Genomic DNA, 21,221 nt, shown 5'->3' with positions numbered 1-21,221 from the left:
GACTCCTGCGGGAAGAGTAGCTAATGTGAGACGTGTCCAGCTCTGGGGCTTAGAGGCACATGTCATAAGTCAACTCGTCCAAGAAGGCAAAGAACACCTTCGTGGCCGATTTACCTTATGCCACCCGCCTCTGAGCAAAGCCCCTTCGCTTTTCTTCCCGCAGGGAGGTACGACCGAGGAGGCTCACGGGCTACCCGCGGAAAGCGAAGTCTTGCACGGAAATCAAAAGCGGTGTCAAAGAGTCCTGAAACACATCTAAAAAATATAGATGAATCCTTGACAAAAACGCTCAAAATCTGTATTCTTCATATGTAAAGGTTTTTCACTTAACAAGGAGGGATATCGTGTTAGAGAAAACAACCAGAATGAACTATCTCTACGACTTTTATCAATCTTTGTTAACTCCAAAGCAAAGAAGCTACATGTCCCTCTATTACCTGGATGATTTTTCACTGGGTGAAATTGCTGAAGAGTACAATGTGTCCAGACAAGCAGTCTATGACAACATCAAACGTACAGAGGCAATGCTAGAGGAGTACGAAGAAAAGCTTTTATTATTTAAGAAATTTCAAGAACGCAACGAGATTCTTGATCAATTAAGAAAAAGTGTAGGAGATTCATCAATCGATTCTTCTGTCTCTCTGAAACTCATTGATGATCTTGAAATATTGGATTAGGAGGCGGCATGAATGGCATTTGAAGGATTAGCCGACCGACTGCAAGGTACAATTCAGAAAATCCGCGGTAAAGGTAAGATTACAGAAGCGGATGTTAAAGAAATGATGCGTGAAGTTCGTCTTGCTCTTCTAGAAGCAGACGTTAATTTTAAAGTGGTTAAGCAATTCGTTAAGAAAGTAAGTGAACGTGCTGTCGGGCAGGAAGTCATGAAAAGCCTCACACCCGGACAGCAAGTCATCAAAGTGGTTCAGGAAGAGCTTACTGAATTAATGGGCGGCGAACAAAGTCAGATTGCTGTGGCTAAACGACCTCCGACCGTTATCATGATGGTGGGATTACAAGGTGCCGGTAAAACGACGACCACTGGAAAGCTTGCAAATCTGCTTCGGAAGAAACACAACCGCAAACCGCTGCTGGCGGCTGCTGATATTTACCGTCCGGCTGCAATTAAACAGCTGGAAACAATCGGCAAGCAGCTGAGCTTACCCGTTTTTTCTTTAGGCGATCAAGTAAGTCCGGTTGAAATTGCGAAGCAGGCAATCGAAAAAGCAAAAGAAGAACATCACGATTATGTGCTGATTGATACAGCAGGCCGGCTGCACATTGATGAAGACCTGATGGGAGAGTTAAAAGAAATCAAGGAACTCTCAAACCCAGATGAGATTTTCCTCGTTGTCGATGCCATGACAGGTCAAGACGCTGTAAATGTTGCTCAAAGTTTCAATGAAGCGCTTGGCATTTCCGGTGTTGTATTGACCAAGCTTGATGGTGATACACGGGGCGGGGCGGCTTTATCAATCCGTTCGGTCACTGAGAAACCGATCAAGTTTGTCGGTATGGGTGAGAAAATGGATGCACTTGAACCTTTCCATCCAGAACGGATGGCTTCGCGAATTCTCGGTATGGGCGATGTCTTGTCTCTGATCGAAAAAGCACAGGCCAATGTCGATGAAGAAAAGGCAAAAGAGCTGGAACAAAAAATGCGCACCATGTCTTTCACATTTGACGATTTCCTGGAACAATTGGGACAGGTAAGACAAATGGGTCCTCTCGACGAACTGTTGAAAATGATGCCGGGAGCGAACAAGATGAAAGGCCTGGATAAACTTCAGGTGGATGAAAAACAGATTAGTCACGTTGAAGCGATCATTCAATCGATGACTAAGAATGAAAAGAGCCACCCGGAAACAATCAATGCAAGCCGCCGTAAACGGATTGCTAAAGGAAGCGGAACATCCATCCAGGAAGTCAACCGTCTACTCAAACAATTCGAAGACATGAAGAAAATGATGAAACAAATGAGCGGCATGCAGGGTAAAGGTAAGAAAAAAGGGATGAAATTCCCATTTATGTAAGGCAATCCGTTCAATTTTTACAAAAAAAATTGAACTGTTAAGAAAAAACACTTTACAAACAAAATACACATTTGATATCATACTAACTTGTGTGAAACTATTCGGAGGTGCTTTAATAATGGCAGTAAAAATCAGATTAAAACGTATGGGAGCAAAAAAATCTCCTTTCTATCGTATCGTAGTAGCAGATTCTCGTTCACCACGTGATGGACGTCAAATCGAAACAGTTGGAACTTACAACCCGGTTGCTAAGCCAGCTGAAGTAAAAATCGATGAAGAGCTTGCTCTTAAATGGTTATCAAATGGTGCAAAACCATCTGACACAGTTCGTAACCTATTCTCAAAACAAGGCATTATGGAAAAATTCCACAATGCTAAAAACAGCAAGTAATCGATCTGATCGATGAAGGATCTTATTCTAACGATTGTGAAACCCTTAGTCGACCATCCTGAAAATGTTCATATCGATATCGAAGAAGGATCAAATGGAATAACATATAAGTTGTCTGTTCATCCTGATGACATGGGAAAGGTAATCGGAAAACAAGGGAAAGTAGCTAAATCGATTCGAACTGTGGTATACGCTGCAGCAGGATCTTCACAACAGAAGAAAATCTTTTTAGAGATAGTTGAATAAGAGCGGTAAATAACCGCCTTCAACCTTCTCTGGGAGAGCAGGGGACTGACCCGAAAAAGGTTCATACAGCCTTATCAAGTCAGTCCCCTTTTTCATACCTTAAAACAAATGCAAATCGATAACTCCCTAAGAAAACACCCTTTATTATATCAAGACATCGCCGGGGCTGAAATAAGGAGGGGATGAACGTTGAATATATTACATACGATCACAGTAAAGCAAGTGCTGACAGAAAGTACGAAAGAAGTCCTGCTGAGACGATATGAGAATCAAAAGATTCAATTGAAGAGAGAGCATGAACAGCTGCAATTCGAGTGGAAGAAAATTGAACGGGCAAAAAAATATCCTTCTCATAAATTAAGCCAGCACTTTCAAAAAGAAATGGATGAGAAGCTTGAAAAAATCAAGCTGTTGGATTTTCAGTTGGAGCAGCTGGATATTTTGCCGATCGGCAGTGAATTGAAAGAGAAAGAAGTTCAAGGTATGATAGATATTCAAGTTGGTGACAATTGGGATGAAGGAGCATTGTCAAAAACAATTATAATAGAAGATGGAATCGTGAAAGAAATCCGGTGACAACAAGAGGTGGAAATATGGAAAATTGGTTTAATGTAGGTAAGATTGTCAATACCCATGGAGTCAAAGGGGAAGTGAAGATTGTATCAAGTACGGATTTCCCTGAAGAGCGTTATCAAAAAGGGAATACCCTTCACCTTTTTCTGCCAAAAAAGAATGAACCTATTTCGTTAATCATTCAATCTCATAGAACACATAAGAATTTTGATCTTTTAACTTTTGAGGGATATAACGATATCAATCAGGTGGAAGTATTCAAAGAAGGGATTCTAAAGGTTCAGGAAGATCAATTACAGGATCTTGAAGAAGGCGAGTATTATTATCACGAAATCGTTGGCTGTAAAGTCGTAACCGGTCAGGGTGAAGAGATCGGTACCGTGAAAGAGATTCTGAGTACTGGCGCGAACGATGTATGGGTGGTTAAGGGGGATAAAGGCAAAGAGCACTTGATCCCTTATATAGAGGATGTTGTGAAGGAAATCGATATAGAAAAACGCTGTATCACGATTGAACCGCTGGAAGGGCTGCTTTCATGATGAAAATCGATGTATTGTCATTGTTCCCTTCTATGTTTCATGGAATATTTGGAGAGTCAATTCTGAAGAAAGCCAGTGAAAAGCAAGCTGTAACCTATAATGTGGTTAACTTCCGTGAATATGCTGATAACAAACATGGTCAGGTGGATGATTACCCATACGGAGGCGGAGCGGGTATGGTGCTCAAGCCTCAGCCGATCTTTGATGCAGTTGAAAGCCTCAAAAGTGAAAATGAGACTAAGCCGCGTGTTGTCTTGATGTGTCCTCAAGGGGAGCGCTATACACAAGCAAAGGCAGAGGAATTAGCAAAGGAAGAGCACTTGATTTTCATTTGCGGCCATTATGAGGGATATGATGAGAGAATCCGTTCACATGTGGTCACGGATGAAATTTCTATCGGAGACTACGTGTTAACTGGTGGAGAACTTGGAGCGATGGTTGTCATCGACAGTGTGGTAAGACTGCTCCCGGGAGTCCTTGGTAATGAAGATTCTCCTATACTGGATTCGTTTTCTTCCGGGCTTCTTGAACATCCCCATTATACACGTCCTGCTGAATTCCGGGGAATGAAGGTTCCTGCTGAGCTTATCTCTGGCAATCATCGTCTAATCGAAGAATGGAGAGAGAAGGAAAGCCTGAGAAGAACGTTTGAAAGAAGGCCGGACCTTTTAGAAAAGCGCGCTTTATCGGATAAACAAAGACAATGGATAGAGGAATGGGAAAAGTCCAGATAATTATTGCATCCTGAGATTCAATATGTTAATATATTCTTTGTGGCTTGAGGAGTTATCCTCCTAACCACTGATCCCGATGTTCCGCTGCAATCCATTGCTTTTGTAAGAGCATCTGTTGGAAGGAGTTGAATAAGATGCACAAATTAATCGAAGATATTACTAAAGAACAGCTTCGCTCTGATCTACCATCTTTCCGTCCTGGTGATACTGTACGTGTACACGTTAACATCGTTGAGGGTACTCGTGAACGTATTCAGGTATACGAAGGTGTAGTAATCAAACGCCGTGGTGGCGGAATCAGCGAAACATTCACTGTTCGTAAAATTTCTTACGGTGTAGGTGTTGAGCGTACTTTCCCTGTACACACGCCTAAAATCGCTAAATTAGAAGTAGTACGTCGCGGTAAAGTCCGTCGTGCGAAACTTTACTACCTGCGTAACCTTCGCGGTAAAGCGGCTCGTATCAAAGAAATTCGATAATCAAGAACGTAGGAAAAGGAGCTTGGAGACAAGCTCCTTTTCTTCTTGTTTATAGTAGTTTATGTATTCTCTCCCTGATGGATGATAGGTTGGGGCTATTGGAGTAATTCCTCCTTTTTTAGATGAGAAAAAAAGGATTTTCTAGTAGAATAGAAAAAGATAGGAAATTACATTGGGTGGTGGATGTGTTGGCGAAGGAGAAAAACGAATGGTGGGAATGGATGAAAGCTCTCTTGATTGCCGTTGGACTGGCAGCGATCATCAGATATTTCTTATTTGCCCCAATCGTAGTGGACGGGTTATCTATGATGCCTACCTTACATAATGGAGATCGGATGATTGTCAGTAAGCTGGGGGAGCCTGAACGTTTTGACATTGTTGTATTTCATGCTCCGGAACAGAAAGATTATATCAAACGGGTAATCGGCTTGCCTGGAGATAAAATAGAATATAAGAATGACACATTATATGTAAACGGAAAAGCTTTCAAGGAGCCATATTTAAAAGAGTACAAGGATCAAGTAAGTGACGGTCCGTTAACGGAAGATTTTTCACTAAAAGATATAATAGACAGAGAAACGGTACCTAAAGGCCAGATATTCGTAATGGGCGACAATCGCCGATTCAGCAAGGACAGCCGCCATATAGGGACGGTTCCTTTTGAAGAAGTAATCGGGGACACGAAGTTTATCTATTGGCCTGTTAAAGATATGGGTGTAGTGGAATAATAGTAAAAAGTGAGTTTGGAGGTGGTCATATGACGATACAGTGGTTTCCGGGACATATGGCTAAAGCCCGCAGGCAGGTAACAGAAAAATTAAAACTGGTTGATATTGTCATTGAATTGGTTGATGCACGAATCCCCTTATCGTCCAGAAATCCCATGATAGAAGAAATTATCGGCCAGAAGCCACGGCTTGTCCTGCTTAACAAGGCAGATATGGCAGATCCGGTGAAAACCAATCAGTGGATTTCATATTTTGAGGAACAGGGTATCACAGCGCTTGCAGTCAACGCCCAGGGTGGAAAAGGACTTCATTCCATCGTTCAATCAGCGAAAGATATCCTTAAAGAGAAATTTGACCGTATGAAGTCCCGGGGAATGAGGCCGCGTGCCATAAGGGCGATGATTGTCGGGATACCGAATGTCGGGAAGTCCACATTAATCAACCGCCTTGCGAAAAAGAATATTGCCAAGACAGGAAATACTCCCGGTGTAACAAAAGCCCAGCAATGGATCAAAGTGGGCAAAGAACTTGAACTTCTTGATACTCCTGGTATTCTTTGGCCAAAATTCGAAGACCAGCAAGTAGGCTATAAGCTTGCTCTAACGGGTGCGATCAAAGATACGATTCTGAATTTACAAGATATCGCTTTATATGGTTTGAGGTTTCTCGAAGCGCATTATCCTGAACGATTAAAAGAACGCTACAGCCTTGAAGAGATTCCGGATGAAGTCATTGCGAAATTCGATGCAGTGGGAAAGAAGCGCGGATGCTTGATGGGTGGAGGCGAAGTCGATTATGACAAAACTTCCGAAGTGATTATCCGTGATATCAGGAATGTCCAGCTTGGCCCCATGACCTTTGACATGATTGAAGAGATTGAAAGCGAAGAGGAATAATGATCGAGGCTCTTTAAAGAGGGGGTAACCGCTCTTTATGGATGCCTCTTTATTTTTGTAAGTTTGATCCGATAATAAGAAAAGGAGAACAAATCATTGGAAATGAAAAACATGACGATTAACGAAATCAAATCGCTTGTAGAGGAGATGTCAGAGGGCGATCCCCTTTTTGAACAATTACATAAAGACAAAAGAAAAGGTGTTCAGAAAATTATTGAGAGCTACAACCGCAATCTTCAGAAAAAGAAAAAAGAAAAGGAAGATTTCGCCAATCTGACTGAATTTGAAAAGAAATTATATAAACAAGGTTTTTCTTTACTTGCCGGTATAGATGAAGTCGGGAGAGGTCCATTGGCCGGTCCGGTTGTAGCCGCAGCGGTGATATTGCCAAAAGATTTTTATCTCGCAGGTTTGAATGACAGTAAAAAGCTATCTGAATCAAAAAGAAATGAATATTATGACGTGATTTGCAAAAAAGCTCTTTCCATTGGAATCGGGAGAATTGATGCGGAAGAAATTGATTCTATAAATATTTATGAAGCAACAAAGAAAGCAATGCATCAGGCCATTGCAAATCTTCAAATTAAACCTGATTATCTATTGATCGATGCAATGAAGCTCCAAACTCCATACCCGCAGGAATCCATTATAAAAGGGGACGCCAAAAGTATTTCAATCGCAGCTGCTTCAATCATTGCCAAAGTGACCCGGGATGAACTTATGAAAGAATATGCTGTTATACACCCTGGATATGGATTTGATCAAAACTCTGGTTACGGCACAAAAGAACATTTAACGGGGTTAAAACGGAAAGGGGTCACTTCGATACACAGAAAGAGTTTCTCTCCAGTAAAAGAGGCATACCTGAAATGATAAGGGAGTAATTAGAGATGAATGAAATTCTAGGCGCATACAATTCACAAGCATCATCCCAGGTAAAGAGCAATGCATTCTCCCTGCAGAATGGAAGAGTTCTACATATATCTGTTCATAAGCTTGTAGGAGAGGGTATGGCTGAAGTATCTTCATCAGGCCGGAAGTTCATTGCAAAGCTTGATGCACCCTTAGAGGCAGGGGGACACTATTGGGTAAGGGTACATCAAAATGAAGATGCTTTAAGCCTCAGTGTCATTCAAAAAAGCTCCGGCGAACAAAACAGTAAACACGTGGCGCAAGCATTAATCCACCAATTACATAACCAACCGGCAGACAAAGTATTGATCAATGCGGTCACCCAATTCATTAACAATAAAATCCCTGTTACAAAGGAATTACTTCACTTTGCCTCCGAGCATATCAATACCGGAAACTTGAAAAATCGGCTGCCGGTATTGATCAATATGCTTAAAGCCCACCAGCCTCTGTCAGAAAAGGTGCTATTATCAATGGAAGCTGGAAAGGGACCTGAAACATTCAGCAAACTTTTGAACCTTCTAAAGGACCGCTTACTGGCATCTGGCTCAGGGAAGGAGACGCTGGAGATTATTAAAAAGATCCAAGACCCTCTTCAATCCCAAACTTCAAAGCATATGGCAGTCAGAGCGATGGAAAATGCTTTGAATACGTCAGAACCTTTTTCGAAACGTCTAGGTAATTTTGAACTGCTGAAATCTTTGGGCATCCTTCCGAAAGGTATCACCTTTCAAGGGATGCAGGAAGGAATGAAGAGTTCGTTCTCCAAAGGACTGCTTGAAAGCGGTACGACTGCAAAACAACTCTACACTTTATTGTCGACTATGAAAAATATTACTGTACAAAATGATTCAAAAGGACATACATCCATACTCGAAATGAATCAAATCTTTTCTGAGTTAGCTCCTGAAGTCAGTAAAAGAGGTCCAGCGAATAGTAAGAGCATTGAACAAGTAATGAAATTGATCTTTGAACACTCAACAGTAAAAGGGGGAACCTTCTTGAAAGTAGGGGGAGATTTGATTGACCTGATGAGCAGTTCAAGAAAGCAGCAGCTGGAAAGCTCCTATTCGAATCTCCTTTCCAAATGGGATGCTCAGCTACCTCTTTCAAATGAAGGGAAGATCTTTAACATGTTACGTGCTGATATAGATGCAGATTTGATGACTCTTCTAAAAGGTGAAGACTTGGGACAGGCTCTTAAAACATTAATACGGAGGTTCGGCTTTAACTTAGAATCTCAACTGAATAGCCAGCCTCAAATCGCGGCTGCTTCCACAACGCTTAAAGAGAGGCTGACACAGTTAATCACGCACCATTCGAGTACAGAAATAAGCGAACTTGCAGAAAAGCTTGTGCTGAAAATGAATCATACTGCCTTAGTTTCATGGGAACAGTCATCGATTATGAATATCATGCATCACTTCCCTCTTTATTTATTCGGCCGCCACACAGATATTACCGTGCAGTGGATGGGAAGGGAGAAGGAAAAGGGGAAAATCGACAGCGATCATTGCAGAATCTTGTTCTACCTCCAATTGGGTAACCTTAAAGAAACGCTCGTTGACATGCACGTGCAGAACAGGATCATTTCGCTATCTATCTGGAATGAACATCAAATAGTAAATCATTACTCTCAATCACTTATTCCCGAACTTAAAGAATCACTCCAAAGAATGAATTACCAGCTTTCTTCAGTGAAAATAAAAAAGCCGGAAAATCAAGACAGTATATCCAGGAAAAAGATGATGGATATGCAGAACGTCTCTTATACAGGAGTTGATTTAAAAATATGAAATCTCATCATAGAAAAGAAGCAGTTGCCCTTGGCTATTATCAGTCCAGTGAATCAGCACCGAAAGTTTTGGCAAAAGGCAAAGGACTCATCGCTGAAAATATCATTTCTAAAGCCAATGAACACGGGGTTGCCATTCAGGAGGACACAAGTCTACTATCTTTGCTCGGCAAGCTTGATATCGGAGAATCGATCCCTGAAGAGCTGTATGGTGCTGTAGCAGAAGTATTTGCCTTTGTATACAGATTGGATAAAGAATTGGAAAAAGACAAAAGCCGATAATTAGTAGTATTTTGACTTCCATTGAAAATAATTTTATGAGAATAATAAATTACAGTTGGCAAAGAAGGATTAACCCGTTAAATTATGTGAAATAGTGCAAAAACTGTTCAGAATTTTTAAATTAATATAATATTTTTAGCATAATGGTAGACAGATAAACTGTCATTTTATACAATGAAAGCGCAGTCTATTTTTTGAAGAGTTTGATAGGAGGATGGAAAATGAATATCCATGAATATCAAGGTAAAGAAATCCTCAGAAATTACGGGGTGTCCGTACCAAATGGTAAAGTGGCTTTTACAGCTGACGAAGCAGTAGAAGCGGCGAAAACGCTTAATTCCAGCGTTTATGTAGTAAAAGCACAAATCCACGCAGGTGGTCGCGGTAAAGCTGGCGGTGTTAAGATCGCAAAGAGCCTTGACGAAGTGCGTACATATGCAGAAGAGTTAATTGGCAAGACATTGGTCACTCACCAGACTGGTCCAGAAGGTAAGGAAGTAAAGCGCTTACTTATTGAAGAGGGCTGTGACATCAAGAAAGAATATTATGTTGGACTAGTATTGGATCGCGCGACTTCACAGGTTGTCCTAATGGCATCTGAAGAAGGCGGAACTGAAATTGAAGAAGTAGCAGAAGCTACACCTGAAAAAATCTTTAAAGAGTACATTGACCCTGTGGTAGGGCTTACTGGATTCCAGGCGCGCCGTATCGCGTTCAACATCAACATACCTAAAGAGCTTGTAAATAAAGCGGCTAAATTCATGCTGGGACTTTACAACGTATATGTCCAAAAGGATGCTTCAATCGTTGAAATCAATCCTTTGGTTGTAACAGGTGATGGAGATGTAATGGCATTGGATGCGAAGTTCAACTTCGATTCAAACGCATTATACCGTCAAAAAGATGTCATGGAATTACGTGACCTTGAAGAAGAAGATGCAAAAGAAATCGAAGCTTCAAAATATGATTTAAGCTATATTTCGCTGGACGGTAACATTGGCTGCATGGTTAATGGTGCAGGACTTGCTATGGCAACAATGGATATCGTAAAACATTACGGCGGCGATCCGGCTAACTTCCTTGATGTTGGGGGCGGCGCGACTGCCGAAAAAGTAACGGAAGCATTCAAGATCATTCTTTCTGATGAGAATGTAAAAGGTATCTTTGTCAATATATTTGGAGGCATCATGAAATGTGATGTCATCGCAACGGGTGTGGTTGAAGCAGCTAAACAAATCGGTCTTCAAGTACCATTGGTTGTTCGCCTGGAAGGTACGAATGTGGATTTAGGTAAAGAAATCCTGAACAAGTCTGGTTTGAATATTATCGCAGCTGAATCAATGGCAGACGGCGCACAAAAAATCGTTGAGCAAGTAGGCTAAGAAAGGCGGGGGACAAATGAGCGTATTTATTAATAAGAATACAAAGGTTGTTGTACAAGGAATCACTGGATCAACAGCTCTTTTCCATACAAAGCAAATGCTTGAATACGGCACACAAATCGTGGCAGGTGTGACACCTGGCAAAGGCGGAACTGAGGTTGAAGGCGTACCTGTCTTCAATACGGTTGAAGAAGCTAAGAAAGCAACTGGCGTAAACGCCTCAGTAATTTATGTTCCTGCTCCATTTGCAGCAGATGCAATCATGGAAGCGGTTGATGCTGAACTGGATTTAGCTATTTGTATCACAGAGCATATTCCAGTACTGGATATGGTTAAAGTGAAACGTTATATGGAAGGCAAGAAAACTCGCCTGGTAGGACCAAACTGTCCGGGTGTCATTACTCCGGAAGAGTGTAAGATCGGTATCATGCCTGGTTACATTCATACTAAAGGTCACGTAGGTGTTGTATCCCGTTCAGGGACATTGACATATGAAGCGGTTCATCAGCTTTCTCAAGCTGGTATCGGGCAATCAACTGCCGTAGGTATCGGTGGAGACCCTGTAAACGGCACGGACTTCATTGATGTATTAAAAGCTTTCAATGATGACGAAGATACGTATGCAGTGATCATGATTGGTGAAATCGGCGGAACAGCCGAGGAAGAAGCAGCTGAATGGATCAAAGCCAACATGACAAAGCCTGTAGTAGGCTTCATTGGCGGACGTACGGCGCCTCCAGGAAAACGCATGGGGCACGCTGGTGCAATCATTTCAGGAGGTAAAGGAACGGCTGATGAAAAAATCCGCGTAATGAACGAATGTGGAATCCAAGTAGCCCCAACCCCTTCTGATATGGGAGAAACATTGATCAAGGTTCTGAAAGAAGAAGGAATTCTCGATAAATGTAAAACACATTAATCAAGCAGATGACAAGAGGCCGGGCATTTAGCTTTCAGCCTCTTGTCTCTTTTTCCTAATAATTAATCTACAGGAGGCAGGAATGAAGGAAATTACCCGTTTGCTATTTCATATACAGCACTGCAGAGGAATTGGGCTGAAAGGGACAAAGTTGTTGATGTCCCGACTGTCAAATCCCTCGATGATCTATGAATTATCCCCAGCTTCAATCCAGCAATTATCACAATCCACATCATCAAATGCCCAATTATTCCATAGAGATCTTCACACACTTCCCATCCATGAATATGAAGAGCATTATCGAAGAAATGACATTCATTGGATATCCCTTTATGATAAAGAATACCCCGAACTCTTGAAAATGGTGTATGATCCACCCTTTATCCTTTTTCTGAAAGGGAAAAAAGAGCTCCTTCATTTTCCAAGAAAGCTGGCTGTTGTCGGTTCGAGACAGGCTACCCCTTATTCAGAAGAAAATCTGAGAGAACTGATGCCGGGACTTGCAGAAAAAAATATTGTGATTGTCAGCGGGCTTGCAAGGGGGGCAGATACCATGGCGCATAAAGCAGCTATCCGCTCCAGCGGTCAAACCATAGGTGTAATAGCAGGTGGATTCGAGCATATCTACCCGAGTGAAAATCTTCAGCTTGCAGAATATATGATGAAGCATCAGCTCCTCATATCTGAATATCCCCCCAGCACTAAACCCCAGAAATGGCAATTCCCATTCAGAAACAGAATCATAAGCGGTTTATCAGATGCAGTATTAGTCACAGAGGCTCAAAAACAGAGCGGCACCTACATTACAGCTGATTATGCATTAAATGAAGGAAGAGAAATCCTCTGTATTCCAGGGTCAGTTCACCATAAGTTGTCGGAAGGAACAAACCTCTTAATAAAAGAAGGAGCTAAAATGGTACTATCAATAGAAGATATTTTTTTTGAGCTCAATGTATAAAGTTCCAGAAAATTATATAAAATCATGTAATATAGTAGCCTTTTTTCCAGCAACTAGAGAATTTATAGCAGTAATTTATACAAAAAGGTTGCATTTCTGTGCAAACTGTTATACATTTTGCAACAGGTATCGAAAACAATAGAAGAGAAGTTAACGAGATAAATGGAGTGAAAAACTCCGCACTGAATGAAAAACTTTATACTGTATCGGAAGATGTGAAACCGTTTACTCCGGTTGTCTTTTATACAAGTTGTAAAAAAATAAACAGTGATTATTATCCTCTTCAAGGAGGCATATTGGATGGCAGATTATTTAGTAATAGTGGAATCGCCAGCTAAGGCGAAAACCATTGAACGTTATTTGGGGAAAAAATATAAAGTACGGGCATCGATGGGGCATGTAAGAGATTTACCGAAGAGCCAAATGGGTGTCGATGTTGAAAAAGAATTTGAGCCAAAATATATAACAATACGAGGTAAAGGGCCTGTATTGAAAGAGCTTAAAACGGCTGCGAAAAAAGCGAAGAAGATTTTCCTTGCGGCCGACCCCGACAGAGAAGGGGAAGCGATTGCATGGCATCTTGCACACAGCTTAGATATGGACAGTCAATCTCAGTGCCGTGTAGTATTCAATGAAATCACAAAAGATGCAATTAAAGAGTCATTTAAGCACCCCCGTCCGATTAATATGGACCTTGTGGATGCTCAGCAGGCTCGAAGAATTCTAGACAGGCTGGTCGGGTATAACATAAGCCCGCTGCTTTGGAAGAAAGTCAAAAAAGGACTAAGTGCGGGCAGGGTGCAGTCAGTTGCAGTAAGACTGATCATCGACCGTGAGAATGAAATAAAGAGTTTCCAGCCTGAAGAATATTGGTCCATTGAAGCGGAATTCAAGAAAGGCAAAGAAACGTTCCAAGCTTCTTTCTACGGACTTGATGGAAAAAAAATAGACTTAAAAACTGAAGAGGAAGTCAAGTCAGTACTTGATAAAGTAAAAGGTAAGTCCTTTGAAGTAGACAAAGTGACGAAAAAAGAAAGAAAGCGGAATCCCGCGCTTCCATTTACCACTTCCTCCTTACAGCAGGAAGCTGCCAGGAAGCTGAACTATCGTGCGAAGAAGACGATGATGCTTGCGCAGCAGTTATATGAAGGTATCGCGATAGGAAAAGAAGGTACAGTCGGTTTAATTACCTATATGAGAACCGACTCAACACGTACTTCCGAGGTAGCTCAAAAAGAAGCAAACGAATTCATCACCAATAAATATGGTGAAGATTTTGTAAGACAATCTGAAAGAAAAGAAAAGAAACAGCAGAAAGCCCAGGACGCGCATGAAGCGATCCGTCCCACCAGCACGTTAAGGGACCCAGGATCGGTAAAAGAGTTTCTTTCAAGAGATCAATACCGTTTGTATAAACTGATATGGGAACGTTTTGTGGCAAGCCAAATGGCACCTGCCATCATGGACACGATGAGTGTTGATATCGTAAATGGTCCCGTTTATTTCAGAGCAAACGGATCAAAAGTCAAGTTTCCCGGGTTCATGAAGGTGTATGTAGAAGGATCTGATGACCAGAAGGAAGAAAAAGACAATCTCCTCCCTGAACTTAAAGAAAATGATAAAGTGTTAAGTGAGTTGATTGATCCAAAACAACACTTTACCCAACCGCCTCCAAGGTATACGGAGGCAAGGCTTGTAAAGACGCTTGAAGAACTTGGAATCGGCCGTCCGTCCACATACGCTCCTACACTTGATACGATTCAAAGAAGGGGTTATGTATCCCTCGATAATAAAAGGTTCGTACCGACAGAGCTCGGAGAAATCGTACTGGAACTCGTCAGGGAGTTTTTTCCTGAAATCATCGATGTAGAATTCACTGCCAATATGGAAAGAAGTCTTGATGATATTGAAGACGGGAAAGTAAAATGGGAAAGAATTATCGATGAATTCTATCGTGATTTCGAAATCCATTTGGTCAAGGCTGAAAATGAAATGGAAAAAATCGAAATTCGTGATGAGCCAGCAGGGGAAGATTGCGAAGAATGCGGCCACGCAATGGTATACAAAATGGGGCGCTACGGAAAGTTCATGGCTTGCAGTAATTTCCCTGACTGCCGGAACACGAAGCCGATCGTCAAAGAAATTGGAGTCAAATGTCCTAAATGTGAAAAAGGGAATATAATAGAAAGAAAAAGTAAAAAGAAACGGATCTTTTACGGCTGTGATCAATATCCGGAATGTGATTTCTTATCCTGGGATAAGCCGATCGAAAGAAAATGTCCGAAATGCTCTGAATTACTTGTAGAGAAAAAGCTTAAAAAAGGTAATCAAATACAGTGTACGAGCTGTGACTATAAAGAAGAACCACAGAAATAAGCGTGAACCGATAAAAAACGATTGCTTCTTTGACGCACTACTTATACAATGTAACGATGGACTGTCCCCAAAGGTGATGATTCTATTGCCTGCCGGGTCAGTTCTTTTCTGTTTTTAAAAAAGCTCAAATGCTTTTAACTTTTTAAATAGTATGTGTTGTTGTAAAATGCAAATGGATAAGATAAAGATAGATGGGTTATATAGTAGGATGCTCAACGGGCGTTAGAAACAATTCAGAACTTTGTGAAAAAAATGTAAAATCAATTGCAAGGGCCGCAGGGTTGTGTTACTATTTAGTAGCCCTTGTGAGGTGTTAAACATATGGCAAATACATTGACCGATCAATTACATTCATTTATAGAATACTTACAAATAGAGAAGCAGTATTCCACTTATACTTTTGAACAATATCGTCATGATATCGAGGATTTCTACGTATTTATGAAAGAACAGGGTCTCCGTTCATTAGAAGAAGTGGAATATTTTGATGCGAGGCTCTATCTAACAGGTCTTCACGAGAAACAGTTGATGAGAGCATCCATTTCCAAAAAAATATCGAGCCTGAGGAGTTTTTACCGATTCCTGAATCGGGAAGAGCAGCTGGACACCAATCCTTTTTCTTTTGTAAATCTACCCAAAAAAGAACAACGGCTTCCCAAGTTTTTTTATGAGGAAGAAATACAAGTCCTTCTTGAGGCATGTAATGGAGATTCTTTATTGGATATCCGCAATAAAGCGATCTTTGAACTTCTTTACGGCACAGGGATTCGTGTAAGTGAGTGTGCTAATCTGCAATTGAAAGATGTAGATATGGCTTTATCGACGATTCTTGTGAAAGGAAAAGGAAATAAAGAAAGATATGTCCCATTTGGAAGCTTTGCCCAAGATGCATTGACTGCATACATAAATCAATCACGGCCTTCACTTATTAAAGAACAGAGTCATTCTGCCGTATTTGTCAATCATCGGGGAGGAGCCCTTACACCAAGGGGGATACGTCTTATTCTGAATAAAATCGTTGAAAAAGCTTCGTTGACAGCTAAAATAAGCCCTCATATGTTGAGGCATACTTTTGCAACGCATTTATTGAATAATGGGGCAGACATGAGGACCGTACAGGAGCTCTTGGGACATTCTGATTTGTCTGCAACCCAGGTATACACACATGTGACAAAAGATCAGTTAAGGAAAACATATCTGGCACATCATCCGCGTGCTTAATATTGGAGGTTATAAAATGGATCAATTCCATGCTACCACTATATTCGCTGTGCAGCATAAAGGGGAGTGCGCCATGTCCGGGGACGGTCAGGTGACATTCGGAAATGCAGTCGTGATGAAACATACTGCCAAAAAAGTAAGGAAACTGTTTAATGGTAAAGTACTGGCCGGCTTTGCAGGATCGGTTGCGGATGCATTTACATTGTCGGAAAAATTTGAAGGAAAACTTCACGAATTCAATGGAAATCTGCCGAGGGCAGCCGTGGAACTTGCGAAAGAGTGGCGCAGTGACAAAGTATTAAGAAAGCTTGAAGCAATGCTTATCGTCATGGATGAAGATCATTTACTTCTTGTATCTGGCACAGGCGAAGTAATTGAACCTGATGATGGCATTTTGGCCATAGGTTCCGGAGGTAATTATGCATTATCTGCCGGGCGGGCATTAAAGCAGTATTCGGGCGATCATCTGTCAGCTAAAGAAATTGCTAAAGCATCATTGCAAATTGCGGCTGATATTTGTGTCTATACCAATGAACAGATCATTGTAGAAGAATTGTAACGGCTCATTATATGATTTTCTCACACTATAGAATAGTTAGGAGTGTGTCATTTGAAAAAAAATGCTGAGCAATTGACGCCAAGACAAATAGTTGAACGATTAGATCAATATATAGTTGGGCAGAAGGATGCGAAAAGGGCCGTAGCGGTTGCATTGAGAAATCGTTACCGCCGAAGCCAGCTTCCGGATGGAATAAAAGATGAAGTGATACCGAAAAATATTCTGATGCTCGGTCCGACAGGCGTCGGTAAGACGGAAATTGCAAGAAGGATTGCGAAATTGGTACGTGCTCCTTTTGTAAAGGTGGAAGCAACAAAATTCACTGAAGTCGGCTATGTAGGGCGTGACGTGGAATCTATGGTGAGGGACATTGTAGAAACCGCGGTTAGACTGGTCAAAGAGGAAAAAATGGCAGGGGTCCGCGAACGCGCGGCAGAGAACGCCAACCTGCGTCTTGTCGAGCTGCTGGTTCCTTCAAAGAAGAAATCGTCATCTTATAAAAATCCATTTGAAATGATCTTCGGCGGCAATGGCACGGACCAGGGCTCTGAAGAAGAGGAAGAGAAACAAGAGGAGCTGTCCTTAAGGGAGCAAAGAAGAAGGGCCGAACAGCGATTGCAGAATGGTGAGCTTGAAGACGACTTCATTACCATTGAGGTAGAAGAACAGCAAGCTTCCATGTTCGATATGCTGCAGGGCTCAGGTATGGAACAAATGGGTATGAACATGCAGGATGCGTTTAGTAACTTCATGCCGAAGAAAAAGAAAAAAAGAAAACTGAAAGTTAAAGAAGCAAGGACCATACTTACTAATGAAGAAGCGCAGAAGCTGATCGATATGGATGAAGTAACACAGGACGCCATCGCAAGGGCTGAACAATCAGGGATTATCTTTATTGATGAAATTGATAAGATTGCGAGTAAGGGATCTGGTCAATCATCAGCGGATGTATCCAGGGAAGGGGTGCAGCGTGATATCCTGCCGATTGTAGAAGGTTCGACCGTGGTGACAAAATATGGTTCTGTCAAAACAGATTATATGCTGTTCATCGGAGCCGGGGCCTTTCATATGTCTAAGCCCTCTGATTTAATACCTGAGCTTCAGGGGCGCTTTCCGATCAGAGTGGAGCTACAGAAACTTACGACAGAAGATTTTGTGCGCATTTTAATCGAACCTGATAATGCAATCATAAAGCAATATATTGCATTAATGGAAACTGAAGGTATACAAATTGAATTTTCTGACGATGCTATTCGTAGGCTGGCAGAAATTGCATTTGAAGTCAATCAGAATACAGATAACATTGGGGCGCGGAGACTTCATACGATCATGGAAAAGCTTCTTGAGGACTTATCTTTTGAAGCACCCGAGATCACATTGGAAACCATTAAAATCACTCCACAATATGTCGATGATAAATTGGGTGCTATTTCAAAAGACAAGGATTTAAGCCAATTCATCCTTTAAGTTTTTTCTATCTTTTTTTGGGGTATAGGAAAAAAAGATTCGTGAATTAAGAAAAAAATCAAATAAATATTACAATAGATACACTTTAGTTGTACTAGGAGGAAATGAAAATGAATTTATTAGGAAAAACAAGAACGATTAATGCCATGCTCCAAAAGGCGGCGGGCAAGCCGGTGAACTTTAAGGAAATGTCAGAAACATTAAGCGGCGTTATCGAAGCGAATGTATTCGTAGTAAGCCGTCGAGGTAAACTTTTAGGGTTTGCGATTAACCAGCAAATCGAAAATGAAAGAATGAAACAGATGCTTGAAGATCGTCAGTTCCCTGAAGAATATACCCAAAACCTTTTCAATATACAGGAGACATCACCAAATCTGGATGTCGACAGTGAATATACCGCATTCCCTGTCGAGAACAGAGAATTATTCAAAAACGGTTTAACGACCATCGTACCGATCATTGGCGGTGGTGAGCGTCTTGGAACGTTAATCCTTGCTCGTCTGCAGGCAAGCTTTGAGGATGATGATCTAATTCTTGCAGAATACGGTGCTACAGTGGTAGGGATGGAAATCCTTCGTGAAAAAGCAGAAGAAATTGAAGTGGAAGCAAGAAGTAAAGCAGTCGTTCAAATGGCGATCAGTTCCCTGTCCTACAGTGAGCTTGAAGCGATTGAACATATTTTCGAAGAGTTGAATGGAAATGAAGGTTTATTAGTAGCTTCTAAAATCGCGGACAGAGTCGGTATCACCCGTTCGGTTATCGTAAACGCACTTCGTAAACTCGAAAGTGCAGGAGTAATAGAATCTCGTTCACTTGGAATGAAAGGGACATACATCAAAGTCCTAAACAATAAATTCCTGTTTGAACTTGAAAAGCTTCGCACAAATTAATGATAGATAAAGGGAATCCGTTATTTCTTTAAAAGAAATAACGGATTTTTTATTTGCAGTAAAATAATGCTGCTGCATACTTGTCTAACAGGAACCTCCCAGTCTCTCCACAAAGAACTGATATTTATACATTTACTATGGGGTAAATAAGTCAAAAGGACTATTAATAGACCTGTGCTGGGTCTTGTCTTCTTTTATAGGGATAGTAAAATAAAGTTGTTACATTATTGTTACGACTTTTTTCGACAATGTTACGTAACCAGAGTATTATTGGATATATTCGTTATTTAAACCAAATGAAAGAAGGTAACTAGTTGGAATCATTTCACAACCGTGAAATGAATTGGAAAAATATACAGGTAGTGGGAATAACACTATGTTGATAAAATTAATTTTGTAAAACTTTGTAATGATATAAAAATATAATTGAAATACTACGGTAAAATTACCGAAAGTAACTTTCCAGAAATAGGGCTTAAACTAGGTTCAAAGTCATATTTTCTTCATTTTTCGACGTTTTTCCTTAAAAATTACAGAATATTCATAGACACTATTCGACCTAAACATTACAATAAGGACGGACAGAAGTTATATTTGTAAAAAAAGCCGTATCTTGCTAAATAATTGGATAGAGGTGTTTAACATGAAATTATTTTCCAGAACTTTTACTAATATAGAAAGAGGCCTGGATTATGCCTCATTAAATCAAAAGGTGGTATCACAAAACATAGCTAATGTAGATACTCCAAACTACAAAGCGAAAACGGTAGAATTCAAATCAGTCTTACATAATTCAATTCATCAACTAGAAGCGAAAAAAACCGATTCCAGACATTTTACATTTCATTCAACTGGCCATCATCCAGCTGTAAGAACGAAAAGTGGATTTCAGTACAACCATAACGGGAACGGTGTGGATCTGGATAAGGAAATGTCTGAAATGGCATCCAATCAAATATATTTCAATGCTTTGTCGGATCGTATCAATGGAAAATTCAATTCATTAAAGTCTGTTATTAGAGGAGGTAAGTAACATTGCCAATCTTCAGTAGTTTGAATACCACCTCTTCTGCTTTGACAGCTCAGAGATTACGGATGGATGTCATTTCCTCAAACATGGCCAATGTAGACACCACAAGGGCAAAAGTAAATGAAAATGGGGAATGGGAGCCATACAGAAGAAAATCTGTAGTCATCGAACCTAAGGAAGCGGGTTTCTCCTCTTTTTTAAATGCAGCGGTGAGTAGAAGAGAAGATCATACAATCGGGCAGGGAGTCAAGGTTTCCAACATAAAGGAAGATGAAAGAACGCCTTTTAAAATGGTATTTGATCCCGAACACCCAGACGCTAATGAGGAAGGGTATGTACAGCTTCCTAATGTCGATCCTTTACGGGAAATGATTGACCTTATTTCAGCGACACGTTCTTATGAAGCGAATGTCACTGTTTTCAATGCAAACAAATCAATTTTAATGAAATCATTAGAAATAGGCAAGTAAGGAGGTACATACTTATGGCTATTCATAGTATAAGTTCGCTGAATTCCGGAGTTTTAAGTCCGTCTTTATCAAAAAAACAAATTTCACCTTCAGATGCAACAGAGAATTTCGGTCAATTGCTTAAGAAAACTATCGAAGAAGTAAATCAAACACAAGTACATTCTGATCGAATGACAGAAAAACTTGTACGGGGTGAAAACGTTGACCTTCACCAAGTAATGATTGCTTCACAGAAAGCCAGTATCACTCTACAAACAACCATGGAAGTTCGTAATAAGGTTGTAGAGGCGTATCAGGAAATAATGAGAATGCCAATGTAATAGATACATGCAGTCGAGTAC

At 40.8% G+C, this 21,221-nt stretch carries 25 protein-coding genes; all 25 read left to right on the top strand.

Going from position 1 to position 21,221, the window contains the following annotated elements; genetic code table 11:
• The first annotated feature begins 344 nt into the window (after positions 1 to 344).
• The 25 genes from AAEO50_RS03590 to fliE all read left to right on the top strand — a co-directional run bounded on the left by AAEO50_RS03590 (position 345) and on the right by fliE (position 21,200).
• Positions 345 to 677 (top strand): putative DNA-binding protein, encoded by a 333-nt coding sequence (locus tag AAEO50_RS03590; protein WP_425383143.1) that lies wholly within the window; start codon positions 345 to 347, stop codon positions 675 to 677.
• Between the two features lie 12 nt (positions 678 to 689).
• The gene (gene ffh / locus AAEO50_RS03585; RefSeq protein ID WP_341980512.1) at positions 690 to 2,033 is read left to right on the top strand and encodes a signal recognition particle protein; all 1,344 of its coding nucleotides are present in this window, start codon (positions 690 to 692) and stop codon (positions 2,031 to 2,033) included.
• A 118-nt stretch (positions 2,034 to 2,151) separates the two neighbouring features.
• The gene (rpsP, locus tag AAEO50_RS03580) at positions 2,152 to 2,424 is read left to right on the top strand and encodes a 30S ribosomal protein S16 (protein WP_032088859.1); all 273 of its coding nucleotides are present in this window, start codon (positions 2,152 to 2,154) and stop codon (positions 2,422 to 2,424) included.
• A 12-nt stretch (positions 2,425 to 2,436) separates the two neighbouring features.
• Positions 2,437 to 2,670, top strand: coding sequence for a KH domain-containing protein (locus tag AAEO50_RS03575; RefSeq protein ID WP_341980505.1), 234 nt, complete (start codon positions 2,437 to 2,439; stop codon positions 2,668 to 2,670).
• Between the two features lie 189 nt (positions 2,671 to 2,859).
• Positions 2,860 to 3,246: a YlqD family protein gene (locus AAEO50_RS03570; RefSeq protein WP_341980502.1), complete on the top strand. Its 387-nt coding sequence runs from the start codon at positions 2,860 to 2,862 to the stop codon at positions 3,244 to 3,246.
• A 17-nt stretch (positions 3,247 to 3,263) separates the two neighbouring features.
• Complete coding sequence (gene rimM, locus AAEO50_RS03565; protein ID WP_341980499.1) at positions 3,264 to 3,782, top strand: ribosome maturation factor RimM; 519 nt, start codon at positions 3,264 to 3,266, stop codon at positions 3,780 to 3,782.
• Entirely contained in the window at positions 3,782 to 4,516 is a 735-nt protein-coding gene (gene trmD / locus AAEO50_RS03560) for a tRNA (guanosine(37)-N1)-methyltransferase TrmD (RefSeq protein ID WP_341980535.1), read from the top strand. The genes rimM and trmD overlap by 1 nt, the downstream gene beginning before the upstream one ends.
• Before the next feature lie 134 nt (positions 4,517 to 4,650).
• A complete protein-coding gene (gene rplS / locus AAEO50_RS03555; RefSeq protein WP_175988950.1) occupies positions 4,651 to 4,995 on the top strand; it encodes a 50S ribosomal protein L19 in 345 nt (114 codons plus the stop codon).
• Positions 4,996 to 5,183: 188 nt separating this feature from the next.
• On the top strand, positions 5,184 to 5,723 hold the full coding sequence (gene lepB, locus AAEO50_RS03550) for a signal peptidase I (protein WP_341980533.1): 540 nt from the start codon (positions 5,184 to 5,186) through the stop codon (positions 5,721 to 5,723).
• A gap of 29 nt (positions 5,724 to 5,752) precedes the next feature.
• Positions 5,753 to 6,619: a ribosome biogenesis GTPase YlqF gene (ylqF, locus tag AAEO50_RS03545; RefSeq protein ID WP_341980495.1), complete on the top strand. Its 867-nt coding sequence runs from the start codon at positions 5,753 to 5,755 to the stop codon at positions 6,617 to 6,619.
• Positions 6,620 to 6,721: 102 nt separating this feature from the next.
• On the top strand, positions 6,722 to 7,492 hold the full coding sequence (locus AAEO50_RS03540) for a ribonuclease HII (RefSeq protein ID WP_341980531.1): 771 nt from the start codon (positions 6,722 to 6,724) through the stop codon (positions 7,490 to 7,492).
• 17 nt (positions 7,493 to 7,509) lie between these two features.
• A complete protein-coding gene (locus AAEO50_RS03535) occupies positions 7,510 to 9,327 on the top strand; it encodes a hypothetical protein (RefSeq protein WP_341980493.1) in 1,818 nt (605 codons plus the stop codon).
• Positions 9,324 to 9,608 carry an EscU/YscU/HrcU family type III secretion system export apparatus switch protein gene (locus AAEO50_RS03530; protein ID WP_341980491.1) on the top strand — a complete coding sequence of 95 codons (285 nt, stop codon included), beginning with the start codon at positions 9,324 to 9,326 and terminating at the stop codon, positions 9,606 to 9,608. The genes AAEO50_RS03535 and AAEO50_RS03530 overlap by 4 nt, the downstream gene beginning before the upstream one ends.
• A gap of 221 nt (positions 9,609 to 9,829) precedes the next feature.
• Complete coding sequence (gene sucC, locus AAEO50_RS03525; RefSeq protein WP_341980489.1) at positions 9,830 to 10,990, top strand: ADP-forming succinate--CoA ligase subunit beta; 1,161 nt, start codon at positions 9,830 to 9,832, stop codon at positions 10,988 to 10,990.
• A gap of 16 nt (positions 10,991 to 11,006) precedes the next feature.
• A complete protein-coding gene (gene sucD, locus AAEO50_RS03520; RefSeq protein ID WP_341980487.1) occupies positions 11,007 to 11,909 on the top strand; it encodes a succinate--CoA ligase subunit alpha in 903 nt (300 codons plus the stop codon).
• Positions 11,910 to 11,991: 82 nt separating this feature from the next.
• A complete protein-coding gene (gene dprA, locus AAEO50_RS03515) occupies positions 11,992 to 12,867 on the top strand; it encodes a DNA-processing protein DprA (RefSeq protein WP_341980485.1) in 876 nt (291 codons plus the stop codon).
• Positions 12,868 to 12,965: 98 nt separating this feature from the next.
• Positions 12,966 to 13,205 carry a hypothetical protein gene (locus AAEO50_RS03510; RefSeq protein ID WP_341980482.1) on the top strand — a complete coding sequence of 80 codons (240 nt, stop codon included), beginning with the start codon at positions 12,966 to 12,968 and terminating at the stop codon, positions 13,203 to 13,205.
• Positions 13,168 to 15,243 carry a type I DNA topoisomerase gene (gene topA / locus AAEO50_RS03505; RefSeq protein ID WP_341980480.1) on the top strand — a complete coding sequence of 692 codons (2,076 nt, stop codon included), beginning with the start codon at positions 13,168 to 13,170 and terminating at the stop codon, positions 15,241 to 15,243. The genes AAEO50_RS03510 and topA overlap by 38 nt, the downstream gene beginning before the upstream one ends.
• Positions 15,244 to 15,564: 321 nt before the next feature.
• Positions 15,565 to 16,464, top strand: a complete 900-nt coding sequence (xerC, locus tag AAEO50_RS03500; RefSeq protein ID WP_341980478.1) for a tyrosine recombinase XerC — start codon at positions 15,565 to 15,567, stop codon at positions 16,462 to 16,464.
• Positions 16,465 to 16,480: 16 nt separating this feature from the next.
• A complete protein-coding gene (hslV, locus tag AAEO50_RS03495; RefSeq protein WP_341980476.1) occupies positions 16,481 to 17,023 on the top strand; it encodes an ATP-dependent protease subunit HslV in 543 nt (180 codons plus the stop codon).
• A gap of 51 nt (positions 17,024 to 17,074) precedes the next feature.
• Positions 17,075 to 18,490 (top strand): HslU--HslV peptidase ATPase subunit, encoded by a 1,416-nt coding sequence (hslU, locus tag AAEO50_RS03490; protein WP_341980474.1) that lies wholly within the window; start codon positions 17,075 to 17,077, stop codon positions 18,488 to 18,490.
• Between the two features lie 110 nt (positions 18,491 to 18,600).
• Positions 18,601 to 19,380, top strand: coding sequence for a GTP-sensing pleiotropic transcriptional regulator CodY (codY, locus tag AAEO50_RS03485; protein ID WP_341980473.1), 780 nt, complete (start codon positions 18,601 to 18,603; stop codon positions 19,378 to 19,380).
• 643 nt (positions 19,381 to 20,023) lie between these two features.
• The gene (gene flgB / locus AAEO50_RS03480; protein ID WP_341980471.1) at positions 20,024 to 20,413 is read left to right on the top strand and encodes a flagellar basal body rod protein FlgB; all 390 of its coding nucleotides are present in this window, start codon (positions 20,024 to 20,026) and stop codon (positions 20,411 to 20,413) included.
• A gap of 2 nt (positions 20,414 to 20,415) precedes the next feature.
• On the top strand, positions 20,416 to 20,880 hold the full coding sequence (flgC, locus tag AAEO50_RS03475; protein WP_341980469.1) for a flagellar basal body rod protein FlgC: 465 nt from the start codon (positions 20,416 to 20,418) through the stop codon (positions 20,878 to 20,880).
• 14 nt (positions 20,881 to 20,894) lie between these two features.
• The gene (gene fliE / locus AAEO50_RS03470; protein WP_341980466.1) at positions 20,895 to 21,200 is read left to right on the top strand and encodes a flagellar hook-basal body complex protein FliE; all 306 of its coding nucleotides are present in this window, start codon (positions 20,895 to 20,897) and stop codon (positions 21,198 to 21,200) included.
• Positions 21,201 to 21,221 lie beyond the last annotated feature (21 nt).

Origin of the sequence: Rossellomorea oryzaecorticis, from assembly GCF_038405515.1 — a bacterium.
Taxonomy (GTDB): domain Bacteria; phylum Bacillota; class Bacilli; order Bacillales; family Bacillaceae_B; genus Rossellomorea; species Rossellomorea oryzaecorticis_A.
This window is presented reverse-complemented; position numbering and strand designations above follow the sequence as displayed.